This is a genomic window from Leisingera sp. ANG-M7, from assembly GCF_000813965.1.
Classification (GTDB): domain Bacteria; phylum Pseudomonadota; class Alphaproteobacteria; order Rhodobacterales; family Rhodobacteraceae; genus Leisingera.
Genome location: NZ_JWLI01000006.1, coordinates 312,268 through 327,460 on the forward strand (window position 1 = coordinate 312,268; position 15,193 = coordinate 327,460).

Sequence of the window (15,193 nt, forward strand, 5' to 3'; positions counted from 1 at the left end):
TGAATTGAACAGTTGTTAATTTAATAGCGGCCGGGGGACGCTGAGGCAAGCTGCGCAATTGCAAAGCCGCCGTGCAGCATTGCCGCGGCATCTGGCACCCGGGGTCAGGAGAAAATTAAGAAACTTCGGCGAAACTCTGTCTCAAACCGGTCATGTGCAGGTGAACCCTGCATTACGCATTCCAAAAGGAGCAGGCGACGTGTCAAATTCAGGGGCGCAGCATTTTCTGGCATCCAACCTCAGCGGATCCGCAAAGGGGGGTGGAAAAACACCGGATTTCCCGGCGGCGGTGGCCAGCAATGAACGGGCGAATTTCACAATGGCCATGCGCCACGGCCTGCTGAAATCAAACGACGTTCCGGTTCGCGAACAGGTGGTGCGCCTGATGAAACTGTCACGCCGCAAGGCGGTTGAACGCAGTTTCAAGGACGCGGTCTATCTGATGGAGCAGGCGCTGGAACTGGATCCCAAGAACCGCTCTATCCATACCGCGCTCGGTGAGATCTACGAACTGATGGAGAAGCGCGACAAGGCGATTCTCTGCCATGTTGAGGCGCTGCGGCTGGAACCCCAGAACCCGGAATGCCTGGCCTATATCGGCAGCTATCTGATGCGGATCGGGCAGGATGAGGAAGCCATCAACTATTTCCAGGACTGCCTGAAGTTCGCGCCGTCAAATGAAGTTGTCTTTGCCCGCATGATGCACCTGAAACGGCGCAAATGCGACTGGTCCGAGTTCGGCAAGGCCCGCAAGAAGATCAAGAACTTCTCCAAGGTCATGAAGGCGATCGACCCGTTCTCCTTCCTGAGTGTGGTGGACGATCCGGAGATGCAGAAACAGTACTCAGTGCTTGCCGCCAACGCCAACAAGGTCTGCAAGGAAGAGACCGCCAGCTTTACCGCACCGCTTGCAAAGAAGGACAAGATCCGGATCGGATATTTCTCCTGCGATTTCCTGGATCACGCGACAATGTACCTGATCGGCCGGATGTTCGAGCTGCATGACCGGGACCGGTTCGAGATCTACATCTACGACTACGGCGCCATGACCCAGCAGCAGGGCCGCCTGCGGGCGGAGCAATCCGCGGATGTCTACCGCCAGGTCGGCGGCGTCGCGAGCGAGATCATTGTTGAACAGGCACGGGCGGACGGGCTGGACATCGCCATCGACCTGAAGGGGCACACCAAGGGCAACCGGATCAACCTGTTTGATCACCGGATGGCGCCGGTTCAGATATCCTATCTCGGCTACCCCGGCACCTCTGGTGTGGATGCCATTGATTACATGATTGCCGACCCGGTTGTGGTGCCGCCGAAGTACCGCAAGCACTACACCGAGAAAGTTCTCTATATGCCGGACTGCTACCAGTCGAACGACGACAGCCGAAAGGCCTCAGAGGATTTGCCCACGCGAGCGGATGTGGGTCTGCCGGAAGATGCGCTGGTGTTCTGCTCTTTCAACAGCCCCTACAAGGTGTCACCGGAAGAATTCGACATCTGGATGAAGCTGATGAAGCTGGTACCGGACAGTGTGCTGTGGTTCTACGCCGCCCATGACGACATCCGCGACAACATCCGCGTAGAAGCCAAGCGGCGGGGCGTCAGCCCGGACCGGATCGTGTTTGCCGGCTTCGCCCAGCAAGCGGAGCATCTTGCCCGTCTGCCGCTGGCGGACGTGTTCCTCGACACGTTTGCGGTGAACGCGCACACCACCGCCAGTGACGCGTTGTGGGCAGGTGTTCCCGTTGTCACAAAGGTCGGCAAGCAGTTTGCGGCGCGTGTTGCCGCCAGCCTTCTGCACTCTGTCGGAATGGATGAGCTGACCACCACAACGCCGCAGCAGTATCAGGCCCTGGCTCTGAAGCTTGCCCGCGACAAGGACTATCTGGCCGATGTGAAAGCTAGGGTGCGTCAGGGGATCGAGACAGGTCCGCTCTATGATACGGAGAAGTTCACCCGCAACTTTGAGGCGCTGCTGGAGAAAACGCTGGAGCGGTTCAATGCCGGGCTGAAACCGGATCACATCAGCCTGAGCTGACGCAACTGACCAACGTATAAGGGCGCGGGATATTCCCGCGCCCGTATACATTCGGGGCCTGCCGGTGCGGGCTCGCTGATCAGAGCAGCCGCACCTGGGTGCCGATTTGCACCAGTTCATACAGCTCTTCGACGTGCTGATTATAAAGGCCGATGCAGCCGGAGGAGCTCTGCCGCCCGATCTTGCGGGTGTCATGGGTGCCGTGCACCAGATAGGCGGGCCAGTCCAGATACATCGCTCGGGTGCCCAGCGGGTTGTTCGGAACGCCGCCCTCGATTGTCACCGGGAGCGATGGGTCGCGTTCCCGCATCGAGGCGGTCGGGGTCCAGCTGGGGTTTTCCCTCTTGCGCACCACCTCGGTGTAGCCGCGTTTGGTCAGGTCCTCGGTCATCGGCACCGAAGAGGGGAACAGCCGGTAGGTTTCATTGTCCGGTCCCCAGTAATGCAGCGCGCGGGAACTGATGTCGGCCAGCAGGCAGCCAACGCCCAGCGTCTCGAAATGATCCTGCCAGTTCTGCTGGCTGAAGGCGGAGGTGTTGCGCTGCACCGGCACTTCTTCGCGGATGGCGGGTTCGTTCTGCGGGAAGGCGTCGGTGGATTGCGCGCGCAGAAGGGCCGGGGTGGCCAGGGTCGCGCCAAGCCCCATCAGGGTTGCGCGGCGGGTGATGCGGAGTTTGGTCATGTTGCCTCTACCGTGCTGCTCGAAAACTCCGCAGCAAGATAAGCATGCCTACGGGTTTTCCTAGGGGCGAAATAGCGGAAATTCCCGGTCTCACAAGCTTGTGTAATGCCGGGCGGCGGAACTTTGCCGCCCGGTGCAGCAGTTGCTGTTCAAGCCGGCAGGCTGCGGACCTGGGCAAAGGACAGAAGGCGCTTGCTGTCCTCATCCCACAGATGCAGCCGGGCGTTGGCCAGACTTTCGCGGATGGTCATCCGGTTGCCTTCGGCCAATTCGGCGTGGTCGCGCAGCACCTCGGGCAGGCGATAGAAAGGGATGCGGCTGTAGAGGTGGTGCACATGGTGGATGCCGATATTGGCGCTGAGCCACTGCAGCACCGGCGGCAGCACGTAATGAGAGCTGCCGTGCAGCGCGGCGTCATGCAGCTGCCAGTCTTCTTCACTCTCCCACTGGGTGGTCTCGAATTGGTGCTGCACGTAGAACAGCCACAGGCCCGCAGTGGCGGCAATCAGCGTGGCCGGCAGGAAGATCAGCAGCAGTGGCATCAGCCCGCCGAAGTACCAGATCAGCCCCAGCGCGGCCAGGATCGACGCATTGGTGCCCATGGCGCTGATCCAGTAGCGGGCCTGGCCAGTCAGGCCGTAAGGGATGCGGTTCTGCAGGAAGAACAGGTAGCCGGGGCCGATCCCGAACAGGGTCACCGGGTGGCGGTACAGCCGGTAGACCAGCCGGTCCCAGCGGCTGGCAGCGCGGTATTCGGCCACGGTCATCGTGTGAATGTCGCCCATGCCGCGTTTGCCGAGGTTGCCGTGGGTGCTGTGATGGATCGAATGGGTGCGGCGCCAGACGTCATAGGGCGTGAGCGTAAGCACGCCGATAATGCGGCCCACCCAGTCGCTGACATGACGGTTGTTGAAAAAGGAGCCATGCCCGCAATCGTGCTGGATGGTGAACAGGCGCAACAGGAAAGCGGCGATCAGCACGGAAATGGCCAGCGTCAGCCAATAGCTCACGGACAGCGACCACCAGGCCAGCGCCCAAAGAAGGAGGAAAGGCACCACAGTCACTGCCAGCTCAAAGCTGCTGCGCAGGGCGCTGGGGTCTCGGTACTGGGCCAGGATCTTGACCCAGTCGCGGGCGGACTTAGCAGCCGCCTGCGGCTGGTTCGGTATTTCTGTCTTGCTCATGCGCCTGCCGTTTGTCTGTCTGTTCCTGCCCGGATAGACGAGTTACGCAGCGGAACAAGCAAAAACCGGCCTGTGCGCCTGCATTTCCGGCGAATTTCCGGCGCCATTGCAGGAACGCCATCATTTCGGGGGGATTTGCGCAGGTTCCTTGCAGGAATGGCTGCAGGGCGGCCTCCAGTGTGCAGGCGGCTTCTGGCACCTGCGAGTCACAAGCCGATGGCTTTTTCCGTTGCCAGGATCTCGAACGTGGCCTTGCCCTCGGCGTTGTATTTGCGGACCGTATCGCTGTTGCGCACCACAGTCAGACAGCGGTAGCGCCCGCCGTCCTTGGGCATTGAGACGCAGATCTGGTTGCCGTCGGTGATCGCATAGGCGCCAGCCCCGGACCAGCCGCCGCCCTCCAGTTCCCCAACCAGCCGGTTGCCGGGTTCATAGTAGAACCGGAAGGTTTTGGTGCCTGCCTTGGCGGTTACCGCCTTTCCCACAACCAGATCGGCGATCTCTTCCGCGGTCATTGCGGTGCCGCCGTTGCTTAAGTCAGTTTGCAGCTCCGTTTCAGCCGATGCCGCACAGGCGAAAGTTGCAGCTGCTGCAGCGGAGGTTAAGAAGGTTCGAGGTGTCATTCTCTTGTCCTTTCAGGTTGGTCTAAAATCTGAGGTGCCGGCGCCTGCTGCTCCAGCCTTGGCCCTGAAGATGCGCAAAAGCTTGATAATCTGATGACTTTTTCTGATTTCTGTATGACAATCCCTGCCTAAAGGGGCAGATGTCCGGCATGTATGTTTTTGATGAGTTCGAGTTTGATCCGGGCGGCACCGGGCTGCGCAGGCAAGGCGAAGACGTCGCGCTGGAGCCGCAGGCGCTGCAGTTGCTGGAGGTTCTCATCCGGAACCGGGGCCGTGTCGTCAGCAAGGACGACCTGATAGCGGAGATCTGGCAGGGACGGGCAATCACCGATGCGGCGCTCAACACCCGGATACGGTCCGTGCGGCGCGCGCTGGGGGATGACGCGGCGCAGCAGCGTTATATCAAGACCTTTCCGAAACGCGGCTACAGCTTTGCCGCGGAAACACAGGCAGATGCTCCGCTTGGGCCTCAAAACCGCAGGCGCGTTGGGCTGGCTGGCGCGCTTGCGTCGCTGGCTGTTCTGACGGTCGCCCTGCTGTTCTGGCTGTGGCCGGCGCCAAAGGCAGCGGTTGAGGCAAGGCCCTCGCTGGCGGTGCTGCGGTTTGAGACCCTGGGCGAGGAGGGCGCCGAGCCATTCTTCGCCGAGGGGCTGACGGAGGAACTGACAACCCATCTGGCGCGGTTCCGGGAGCTGTTCGTGATATCTGCGGCGACCATGCGGGCCTATCCCGGTGATCCGGCGGCACAATTGCAGGCGGCACGGGATTTGGGACTGAGCCATGCCTTGCGCGGCAGTGTCCGGCGGGACGCAGGCCGCATCCGCATCACTGCAGAGCTGATCGGTCTGCCGGAAGGGCGCACGTTGTGGGCGGAACAGTTCGAGCGAGAGCTGGCCGGTGTGTTTTCAATTCAGGACGGGATTACTCGTGCCATCGCCGGGCGGCTGCTCCCAGAGATCGAAACGTCGCAAGCCTCCGGACAGCTTTCACGCCCGACAGAGGACCTGAGCGCCTGGGACCTGTACCTGCGCGGACGGTTGCAACAGGGCATCCTGACAGCGGAAGCGCAGAGGGAAGCGCTGCGGCTGGCGCGGCTGGCGGCAGAGATGGACCCGGGCTTTGCTGCCGCCCGCAGCCTGGAGGCGCGGGCTTTGGGAACGCAGTTTTTCCACGGCTGGGTGGAAGAGGGGCAAGCGGTGCTGGATCAAGCCATTGACGCGGCACAGGCCGCGATCCGGTTGGACAACAACGATCCACAAGCCCATGCGGCGCTTGGATATATCTACCGTTTTACCGGCAAGGGGGAGCCTGCGATTGCCAATTTGGAACGCGCAGCGGAACTCAATCCCAACGATGCCCGCATCCGGCTGGAGCTTGCCCATACGCTGGACTGGTTCCGCCTGCAGGAACGTGCGCTGCCGCAAGCCGAGATGGCGATCCGCCTCAGCCCGCGCGACCCGATGCTGCACGCCATGTATTTCTACAAGGGTCACATCCTGTTCCACTTGGGCCGCCATGACGACGCGCTGGAAGCCGCACGGCAGATGCGGGCGGTGGCGAAAAGCCCGGTGTGGCAGGTCTATGCCCATCTGCTGCGCGCTGCCAATCTGTCCCGGCTGGGCCGCAGTGATGAGGCGCAGGCAGCCATAGAAGCGGCGCTGGCCATCAATCCAAAATTGTCGGTTGCGGCGATGCGCAAACAATTCGAGGGCAGCAAGAACCACCCGGAAAACCGGCGCATTTGGCTGGAAAGCCTGCAGGTCGCGGGATTGCCGGAGGAATAACAAGCGGCAGAAACGAAAAAGGCCCCGGAATGTCCGGGGCCTTTTCCTATTAAGTGGCAGGGAGTTAGTCCATTGCCTTGAAGTTGAACTCGCCGCCTTCCTTAATGCCCGAGGGCCAGCGGGAGGTTACGGTCTTGGTGCGGGTGTAGAACTTGAAGCTGTCCGGGCCGTGCTGGTTCAGGTCACCGAACATTGACTTCTTCCAGCCGCCGAAGGTGTGATAGGCCAGCGGCACCGGGATCGGCACGTTGATGCCCACCATGCCGATGTTCACACGGGAGGCGAAGTCACGCGCGGTGTCGCCGTCACGGGTGAAGATCGCGGTGCCGTTGCCGTACTCGTGGTCCATCGCCAGCTTCAGGGCTTCCTCGTAAGTGCCTGCACGGACAGTGGAAAGCACCGGGCCGAAGATCTCCTGCTTGTAGATGTCCATGTCCGGGGTGACCCGGTCGAACAGGTGCGCGCCAACAAAGAATCCGTCCTCGTAGCCCTGCAGTTTGAAGTCGCGGTTGTCGACAACCAGTTCCGCGCCCTGGTCGACGCCGGACTGGATCAGGCCCAGGATACGTTCCTTGGCCGCCGCGGTCACAACCGGACCCAGGTCGACGTCGTCGCCGGCGGTGTAGGGGCCGACCTTCAGCTTTTCGATGCGCGGGATCAGCTTCTCGATCAGCTTGTCGGCGGTTTCTTCACCGACCGGAACCGCAACCGAGATTGCCATGCAGCGTTCGCCGGCCGCGCCGAAGCCTGCGCCGACCAGCGCGTCAGCGGCCTGGTCCAGATCGGCGTCGGGCATCACGATCATGTGGTTCTTGGCGCCGCCGAAGCACTGGGCGCGCTTGCCGTTGGCAGTGGCGCGGGAATAGATGTACTGCGCAATCGGGGTGGAGCCCACGAAGGACACGCCCTGGATGATCTCGCTGTCCAGAATGGTGTCAACCGCCTCGCGGTCGCCGTTCACCACCTGGAACACGCCCTCGGGCAGGCCGGCCTCAACGAACAGCTCCGCCAGCATCAGCGGCACGGAGGGATCGCGCTCGGACGGTTTCAGCACCACCGCGTTGCCGCAGGCCAGCGCCGGGCCGACGTGCCACAGCGGCATCATGGCGGGGAAGTTGAACGGCATGATGGAGCCGACAACACCCAGCGGCTGACGCATGGAGTACATGTCGATGCCGGGGCCTGCGCTGTCGGTGAATTCACCCTTCAGCATCTGCGGCGCGCCGATGCAGTATTCGATCACTTCCAGACCGCGCTGCAGGTCGCCCTTGGCGTCCGGGATGGTCTTGCCGTGCTCGCGCGACAGCGCCTCTGCCAGCTTGTCCATGTCGCGGTTCATCAGGCCGACCATCGCCATCATCACGCGGGCGCGTTTCTGCGGGTTGGTGGCGCCCCAAGCGGGCTGCGCCGCGGCGGCCTTTTCGATCGCATCGGTGGTTTCCGCAGCGCTGGCCATCGGGCACTGGTACTGCACTTCGCCGGTTGCGGGGTTGAAGACATCGTCAAAGCGGCCCGAGGTGCCGGAGACCAGTTTGCCGTTGATAAAGTGGCCGAGTTCTTTCATCGGATCCTCCTCTGTTCATCTTGCCCATATCGTAGGCTTGCAAAAAACATCGGAAAAGAGGAAACATTTCAAAGAGGCTTTGCAGGAACGCAAAAGGTTAACGCCAGGTTAGCAGATAAACGGAGGACCCCGGGCCAATGGATCCGCAGTGGGATGATATGAAAGTGTTTTTGGCGGTGGCGCGGGAGGCGAGCCTGTCCGGCGCCGGCCGCATCCTCAAGATGGATCCCGCCACCGTCGGCCGCCGCATTGCCCGGTTCGAGGCGGCATTGGAGACCCCGCTGTTCGTGAAATCGCCGCAAGGCTATGCCCTCAGCGCCGCCGGCGACCGGCTGCTGGTCCATGCCGAGGCCGCGGAACAGGCAATGCGGGCAGGGACGGAAGCCCTGAGCGGCCCCAGCGACACCATGTCCGGCCAGATCCGCATCGGCGCGCCCGATGGCAGCGCCAATTACATCCTGCCGCAGGTCTGTGCCGAGATCGCCGAAGCGAACCCGGATCTGGATATCCAGATCGTGGCGCTGCCCCGCGTCATTAACCTCAGCCGCCGCGAAGCGGATATGGCTGTTACGGTCAGTGCACCCACGGCGGGCAAACTGCTGGTGCAGAAGATCTGCGACTATAAGCTGCACCTTGTCGCCTCGCGTCATTACCTGAAGGACCATCCGCCGATCGAAAAGCTGGAGGATCTGAAAGGCCACAAGATGATCGGCTATATCCCCGATATGATCTTTGACAAGGAACTGGACTATCTGAACGACATCGGGATTGAACGTGTGGCGCTGGCGTCCAACTCTGTCTCGGTGCAGATCAAGATGGCGGCGCAAGGAACGGCGGTCTGCGTGGCGCATGATTTCAGTTTGCCGGCCCACCGGATGCTGCGCAAAATCCTGACTGACAAGGTGAGCCTGACGCGCAGTTTCCACCTGGTGCGCCACCAGGGCGACCAGCGCAGCGAGCGGCTCAACCGCTTTGCCCAGGCGCTGTCCAAAGGCATCCGCGACGAGGTGGCCCGGCTGGAAGCCTTGACTTAAAGCTGCGTTGCGGCACACTTAATTTATAGAGAAGTTATTTCCGGAGGTCTCCAGCGTGCTCGTTCAAGAGATTTTAAAGTCCAAGGCCGGCTCGGGTGTTGTTACGGTCAGCCTGTTTGCGAGTGTTTCCGAGGCAGCAAAAGTCATGTCAGACAACCGTTTTGGCACCGTTGTTGTTTCCGCCGACGGAGACTACCCGGATGGCATTCTGTCCGAGCGCGATATCGTTCGGGAACTGGCCAAATCCGGCTCAGGCTGTCTGGACGAGCCGGTCAGCAACTATATGACCAAGGAACTGGTCACCTGCACCAGCCAGTCCAATGTCGGCGAGGTTCTGCAGCAGATGACCGATGGCCGGTTCCGCCACATGCCGGTGGTGGAAGACGACGGAAAGCTCATCGGGATCATCACACTGGGCGATGCTGTCAAGGCGCAGCTTGCCCAGGTTGCGATGGAGAAGGACGCGCTGCAGGACATGATCATGGGCCACTGAGCCGCAGGCCGGCGCGCGGGGCACTTGGCCGCAGGCGGGGCCTCCGTATTTCTGCCCCCTTGCAATGACGGCGGCAAATATGTTTGCGTGTGCAGAAATTTCTGACAAGGCAGGAGGCCGCCCATGCGCGTTGGTCTGTATCCCGGCACCTTTGACCCGATCACCATCGGGCATATCGACATCATCCGCCGCGCCAGCGCGCTGGTGGACAAGCTGGTGATCGGTGTCGCCATCAACCGCGACAAGGGGCCGCTGTTCCCGCTGGAGGAGCGGGTGGCGATGATCGAGGCGGAATGCGCCAAGCTGAGCGACGAGACCGGCACAGAGATCGTAGCGCATCCGTTCGAGAATCTGCTGATCGACTGCGCCCGCGACGTCGGTGCCCAGATCATCGTGCGCGGGCTGCGGGCGGTCGCAGATTTCGAATACGAATTCCAAATGGTCGGCATGAACCGGGCGCTAGACAGTTCGATCGAGACCGTGTTCCTGATGGCGGAGGCACGGCACCAGGCGATCGCGTCAAAGCTGGTCAAGGAAATCGCCCGGCTGGACGGCGATGTTTCGAAATTCGTCACACCGCTTGTCAATGACAAGCTGATGGAGCGGTTGGGTAAGACCGGCTGAAACCGTTCACAGTATTGGAAACAAACAAAGCCGGGCTGACGCCCGGTTTTTGCTGTCCGGGGAACGCTGCTGGAATGTGAGGGGTGTCAGCGCCAGAAAGCCGCCCAGTCGATCAGCGCAAACAGCTTCTTGCCGAGAAAGATCATATGCTTGTCGCCGAACAGGACGATATCGATGACCGCGGCGGTAATCAGGAACAGCCCGAGGCAGATGGCAATCCGGTTGGTCATGAAGGCTCCGCCGCAAATGAAAACGCCCGCCCAGATAACCTGAGCGGGCGCGAATTCTCAAGAGGCCAGGGGCGTTTAGCCCAGCTTGCCCATGGCCACGGCTACATCGGCCATGCGGACCGAGAAGCCCCATTCGTTGTCGTACCAGGCCAGGACGCGCACCATGCGGTCCTCGACCACGCGGGTCTGGTCCGGCGCAAAGATGGAGCTTTCCGGCGAGTGGTTGAAGTCAACAGAGACCAGCGGCGCCGGCTCATAGCCCAGCACGCCCTTCATCGGGCCCTCAGCAGCCTCTTTAACGGCGGCGTTGACCTGCTCTGCGGTCACGTCGCGGCCGGCGCGGAAGGTCAGGTCCACGGCGGAGACATTCGGGGTCGGCACGCGGATGGCAGAACCGTCCAGGCGGCCCTTCAGGTTCGGCAGCACTTCACCCAGGGCCTTCGCAGCACCGGTCGAGGTCGGGATCATCGACATGGCAGCAGCGCGGGCGCGGTACAGGTCCTTGTGGCGGCGGTCCAGGGTCGGCTGGTCGCCGGTGTAGGCGTGGATCGTGGTCATGATGCCGTGCTCGATGCCGAACGCCTCGTCCAGCACCTTGGCCAGCGGCGCCAGGCAGTTGGTGGTGCAGGAGCCGTTGGAGATCATCTTGTCACCGGCTTCCAGCTGGTCGTCGTTGACACCGAACACGATGGTCTTGTCGACGTTCTTGCCGGGGGCAGACAGCAGCACTTTCTTGGCGCCGCGCTCCAGGTGCGCCTTGGCCTTCTCACCGTCGTTGAACTTGCCGGTGCATTCCAGGACGACGTCGCAGCCCGACCAGTCCAGCTCATTCATGTCGTAGGTGGAGAACATCTGCATGTCGCCGCGGCCCAGGTTCATGGTGCCGTCGCCGATGGTCACTTCACCCGGGAAACGGCCATGCACGCTATCGTATTTGATCAGATGCGCCGCGGTCTCCAGCGGGCCGGTGGCGTTCACCTTGATCACTTCGATGTCGTCGCGGCCCGAGGCGGCGATGTGCGACAGGGTGCAGCGGCCGATGCGGCCAAAACCGTTGATCCCGACTTTGATGGTCATGAGTACGTCTCCAAGCGAGCAAAACCTTTGGCCGCCATATAGACCGGGGCGGATGTGGTCTAAAGGGGTAAAAGCGTCATTAAATGAAACTGTTAGCGCAAAATCATGCTGTTGGCGGTAACGGTTTCAGCCGGTGGCGGTAACGGAAATCCGAGCCCCGGATGCGGTGGCGCTAACGCTTGTGCTGCGGCGCGGAACCGGGCAGATTGCCACTCAGACGCGAACAGGGATTGAGGGAATTGGCATGAGCGGATTGCTGGCGCTGCTGGATGATGTGGCAGGGATTGCCAAGGTGGCTGCGGCATCAGTTGACGATGTGGCTGCAGCGGCGGGCAAGGCCGGCGCCAAGACCGCAGGCGTGATCATCGACGATGCGGCAGTGACGCCGAAGTACCTGCAGGGCTTTGCACCGGCCCGTGAGCTGCCGATCATCTGGCGCATCACCCGCGGCTCCTTGTTCAACAAGCTGATCCTTTTGCTGCCGGTGGCGATGCTGCTGGCCAATTTCGCGCCTTGGGCAATTACGCCGTTGCTGATGCTGGGCGGGTCCTACCTGTGCTTTGAGGGCGCGGAGAAGGTCTTTCACGTGCTGTTCCCGCACGCGAACCACGCCATCGACGAGGATATGAGCATCAAAGACCCCGGCCATCTGGAAGAGCAGAAGATCAAGGGCGCGATCAAGACCGACTTCATCCTGTCGGCGGAGATCATGACCATCGCGCTGGCCGCCATCGAGGCGCCGAATGTCTGGATGCAGGCGGCAACGCTGGCCGTGGTGGCGATTGGTGTGACGCTGGCCGTCTACGGCTCGGTCGCAGTGATTGTGAAGATGGACGACGTGGGGCTGTATCTGGCGGGCAACGCGCCAACGCCGGTCGGGCGCGGCCTGGGGCGCGGGCTGGTCAAGTTCATGCCGGTTCTGATGTGGATCCTGTCCGTGGTCGGCACCGCGGCGATGCTGTGGGTCGGCGGCTCCATCATCATTCACGGGCTGGAGGTGCTGGGCTTTGGCTGGCTGGGTCATCTGATCCACGACTGGGCCTATGCCGTGGGCCACGCGGTGCCTGCCGCCTGGGAGGGCTTTGCCGAGTGGACCGCCAAGGCAGCGATGGACGGGGTGTTTGGGGTCGTTTGGGGGCTGGTGCTGATCCCGCTGGCGACGAAGGTTGTGGGGCCTGTGTTGGCTAGGATTGGGAATTAGTAGGTGGTTTAGTGAATTGGTCAGCGTTTTTTACTGAGGTTCATCCGTTTTATTACGGCAAAAAGAAAGTGGGCCAGAAACGTAAAAGCGAACCATGTGCCAACTACCGTTGCCCATGCATACGGACCCGCTACATCTTGCTGTGATGCAATCCAAAGTGCCCAATAATAGCCTGCGGCAATCCCGCCAGCTTGGAAAATTCCTAAAGCCAAAAAGGTTTTGTGCCGTAGGTCAACAATCAAATCGAACACTATTACTGCGGCAATCAGGACTAACACCCCAGCTTCAAGGGTGTCTGTTAGCGTAGCGCCAATGATGAAAATAGTTGATTGAATTTCTACCATTTTCGTTTCCTCATTTCGTTACCCGGACATCGGGGCTGTTCGCATTTAATTTTGCACTTAAAAATGTTTACTACCTTAAAAAGATGGGCCACATGTAGGCTCCTCGCAGTAGCACAAAAGGGCACCCTCCTGGGTGCCCTTTCTGTTTGTAATTGCCTTACGGCTTCGCTCAGCCCAGCAGCTCTTTCACCTTGGCTACAGTGCCCTCAGCCGTGATACCGAACCGCTCGAACAGCTCGCCTGCAGGGGCAGAGGCGCCGAAGCGGTCCATGCCGACGAAACCGGCTTTCTTCTCCTGGCCGCGCTCGCCCAGCAGCCAGCGGTCCCAGCCGCCGTCGCGGACAGCTGCCTCGATACCCACACGCACCGGACCTGCGGGCAGGACCTTGCGGCGGTAGGCTTCGTCCTGCTGTGCAAACAGCTCCATGCAGGGCATGGAGACGACGCGGGTGCCGATGCCCTCGGCTTCCAGCTTGGCCTTGGCTTCCATTGCAACGGAAACCTCGGAGCCGGTGGCGATCAGGATCACCTGGCGCTTGTTCTCAGCCTCGGCCAGCACATAGGCACCTTTTTCGACCATGTTGGTCAGCTTGTGCTCGGTCCGGACGGTCGGCAGGTTCTGACGGGTCAGGGTCATCACCGACGGGGTGTCCTTGGAGGTGAGGGCGATTTCCCAGGCCTCGGCGGTTTCCACGGTGTCGGCGGGACGGAACACATAGGTGTTCGGGGTCGCGCGGCAGATCGCCAGATGCTCCACCGGCTGGTGGGTCGGGCCGTCTTCGCCAACGCCGATCGAGTCGTGGGTCATCACGAACACGGACGGGATTTTCGACAGGGCCGCCAGGCGCATCGCCGGGCGGGCGTAGTCGGTGAAGCAGAAGAAGGTGCCGCCATAGGGGCGCATGCCGCCGTGCAGCGCCATGCCGTTCATCGCGGCGGCCATGCCGTGCTCGCGGATGCCCCAGTAGACATAGCGGCCCTTGCGGTTGTCGGTGTCAAAGACGCCCAGGTCGCCGGTCTTGGTGTTGTTGGAGCCGGTGAGGTCGGCGGAACCGCCCACGGTTTCCGGCATCAGCGGGTTGATGACGGCCAGCGCCATTTCCGAGGATTTGCGGGTGGCAACCTTGGGCTGCTCCTCGCTCACCTGCTTTTTCAGCGCCTTGATGGCAGCCGAGAGTTTCTTGGGCGCGTCCAAAGCGTAGGCGCGGTTGAAACGGTCCTGCTTCTGCTGCGAGAGTTCTGCAAAGCGGGCTTCCCAGGCTGCGCGCTCGGACTTTCCGCGGGCGCCGATTTCCTCCCACTGGGATTTGATCTCTGCCGGCACCTCAAACGCGCCGCCGGTCCAGCCGTAGGCGTCCTTGGCGGCTTTCAGCTGGTCAGGGTCGGTCAGCGCGCCGTGGCCCTTGGAGGTGTCCTGTGCGGCGTGGCCCAGGGCGATGTGGGTCTTGCAAGCGATCATCGAAGGTTTCTTCGATTTCTTCGCCGCAGTGATGGCCTCGTCGATGGCAACCGGGTCGTGGCCATCGATTTCGATCACCTGCCAGCCCGACGCCTTGAAGCGCTGCACCTGGTTGGTGCGGTCGGACAGCTCAACGGTGCCGTCGATGGTGATGTTGTTGTTGTCCCAGAAGACAATCAGTTTGCCGAGGCTGTGGCGGCCTGCGAGACCGATGGCCTCCTGGCTGATGCCCTCCATCAGGCAGCCGTCGCCGGCGATCACATAGGTGTGGTGATCAACAACTTTCTTGCCGTAGTGCGCGCGCTGCATTTCTTCAGCCATGGCAAAGCCGACGGCGTTGGAGATGCCCTGGCCCAGCGGGCCGGTGGTGACTTCAACCGCGTCCAGCAGGAAGTTCTCGGGGTGGCCGGCGGTCAGCGCGCCGGACTGGCGGAAATTCTTGATTTGATCCAGAGTGACCTGCTTGTCGCCGGTAAGGTACAGCAGCGAGTAGATCAGCATCGAGCCGTGGCCCGCCGACAGGATAAACCGGTCGCGGTCCGGCCACTGCGGGTTGGATGCGTCGAACTTCAGGTGCTTTTCAAACAGCACGGTGGCGACATCGGCCATGCCGATCGGCATGCCGGTATGGCCGGAGTTCGCGGCGGCAACGGCGTCCAGTGCCAGCGCGCGGATGGCGGCGGCCTTGTTCCAATGGTCGGGATTGGCGGTGCGCAGGGCTGTCAGGTCCACTTGGATTGTCCTTTGGCGTTAACAGGCATTTGTTGCGCTCAATAACAGCGATGCGCCAAAGATCAAGCGTGGTTGCGCCTATTGCAGCCAATCTGCGCGAACTAGGCGCGGCAAGTGGTTGAAA

Annotated in this window: 14 protein-coding genes; 6 read left to right on the forward strand and 8 right to left on the reverse strand. The window is 61.5% G+C overall.

All coding sequences use genetic code 11. From position 1 onward, the window contains the following. Nucleotides 1–319: 319 nt before the first annotated feature. Nucleotides 320–2,038: an O-linked N-acetylglucosamine transferase, SPINDLY family protein gene (locus RA26_RS08905; RefSeq protein WP_152612579.1), complete on the forward strand. Its 1,719-nt coding sequence runs from the start codon at nucleotides 320–322 to the stop codon at nucleotides 2,036–2,038. 79 nt (nucleotides 2,039–2,117) lie between these two features. Here RA26_RS08905 and RA26_RS08910 read toward each other — a convergent pair whose 3' ends face one another. From RA26_RS08910 to RA26_RS08920, 3 genes are all read right to left on the reverse strand, one after another. Then, nucleotides 2,118–2,720 (reverse strand): L,D-transpeptidase, encoded by a 603-nt coding sequence (locus tag RA26_RS08910; RefSeq protein ID WP_039182801.1) that lies wholly within the window; start codon nucleotides 2,718–2,720, stop codon nucleotides 2,118–2,120. 149 nt (nucleotides 2,721–2,869) lie between these two features. Continuing rightward, nucleotides 2,870–3,904 (reverse strand): fatty acid desaturase, encoded by a 1,035-nt coding sequence (locus RA26_RS08915; RefSeq protein WP_039182803.1) that lies wholly within the window; start codon nucleotides 3,902–3,904, stop codon nucleotides 2,870–2,872. A 206-nt stretch (nucleotides 3,905–4,110) separates the two neighbouring features. After that, a complete protein-coding gene (locus tag RA26_RS08920) occupies nucleotides 4,111–4,527 on the reverse strand; it encodes a hypothetical protein (protein ID WP_152612580.1) in 417 nt (138 codons plus the stop codon). A 149-nt stretch (nucleotides 4,528–4,676) separates the two neighbouring features. On the opposite strand from RA26_RS08920, the gene RA26_RS08925 reads away from it, so the two are divergent. Beyond that, a complete protein-coding gene (locus RA26_RS08925) occupies nucleotides 4,677–6,311 on the forward strand; it encodes a winged helix-turn-helix domain-containing protein (RefSeq protein ID WP_039182809.1) in 1,635 nt (544 codons plus the stop codon). A gap of 64 nt (nucleotides 6,312–6,375) precedes the next feature. Here the strand turns inward: RA26_RS08925 and RA26_RS08930 are convergent, their stop codons facing one another. Next, nucleotides 6,376–7,875 (reverse strand): CoA-acylating methylmalonate-semialdehyde dehydrogenase, encoded by a 1,500-nt coding sequence (locus RA26_RS08930; RefSeq protein ID WP_039182812.1) that lies wholly within the window; start codon nucleotides 7,873–7,875, stop codon nucleotides 6,376–6,378. A gap of 137 nt (nucleotides 7,876–8,012) precedes the next feature. Here RA26_RS08930 and RA26_RS08935 point away from each other — a divergent pair, with 137 nt between their 5' ends. From RA26_RS08935 to coaD, 3 genes are all read left to right on the forward strand, one after another. Next, entirely contained in the window at nucleotides 8,013–8,909 is an 897-nt protein-coding gene (locus RA26_RS08935) for a LysR family transcriptional regulator (protein WP_039182816.1), read from the forward strand. A gap of 55 nt (nucleotides 8,910–8,964) precedes the next feature. Next, nucleotides 8,965–9,402: a CBS domain-containing protein gene (locus tag RA26_RS08940; protein ID WP_039182819.1), complete on the forward strand. Its 438-nt coding sequence runs from the start codon at nucleotides 8,965–8,967 to the stop codon at nucleotides 9,400–9,402. Between the two features lie 123 nt (nucleotides 9,403–9,525). After that, nucleotides 9,526–10,026, forward strand: a complete 501-nt coding sequence (gene coaD, locus RA26_RS08945) for a pantetheine-phosphate adenylyltransferase (RefSeq protein WP_039182822.1) — start codon at nucleotides 9,526–9,528, stop codon at nucleotides 10,024–10,026. A gap of 86 nt (nucleotides 10,027–10,112) precedes the next feature. On the opposite strand, the gene RA26_RS22945 is transcribed toward coaD, so the two are convergent. Both RA26_RS22945 and gap read right to left on the reverse strand, forming a co-directional pair. Further along, complete coding sequence (locus RA26_RS22945) at nucleotides 10,113–10,256, reverse strand: hypothetical protein (RefSeq protein ID WP_039182825.1); 144 nt, start codon at nucleotides 10,254–10,256, stop codon at nucleotides 10,113–10,115. A 75-nt stretch (nucleotides 10,257–10,331) separates the two neighbouring features. Beyond that, a complete protein-coding gene (gene gap, locus RA26_RS08955) occupies nucleotides 10,332–11,333 on the reverse strand; it encodes a type I glyceraldehyde-3-phosphate dehydrogenase (protein ID WP_039182828.1) in 1,002 nt (333 codons plus the stop codon). Nucleotides 11,334–11,577: 244 nt separating this feature from the next. On the opposite strand from gap, the gene RA26_RS08960 reads away from it, so the two are divergent. Further along, on the forward strand, nucleotides 11,578–12,534 hold the full coding sequence (locus RA26_RS08960; RefSeq protein WP_039182831.1) for a DUF808 domain-containing protein: 957 nt from the start codon (nucleotides 11,578–11,580) through the stop codon (nucleotides 12,532–12,534). Nucleotides 12,535–12,554: 20 nt separating this feature from the next. Here RA26_RS08960 and RA26_RS08965 read toward each other — a convergent pair whose 3' ends face one another. Further along, complete coding sequence (locus RA26_RS08965) at nucleotides 12,555–12,878, reverse strand: hypothetical protein (RefSeq protein WP_039182834.1); 324 nt, start codon at nucleotides 12,876–12,878, stop codon at nucleotides 12,555–12,557. 169 nt (nucleotides 12,879–13,047) lie between these two features. After that, complete coding sequence (gene tkt / locus RA26_RS08970; protein ID WP_039182837.1) at nucleotides 13,048–15,069, reverse strand: transketolase; 2,022 nt, start codon at nucleotides 15,067–15,069, stop codon at nucleotides 13,048–13,050. Nucleotides 15,070–15,193 lie beyond the last annotated feature (124 nt).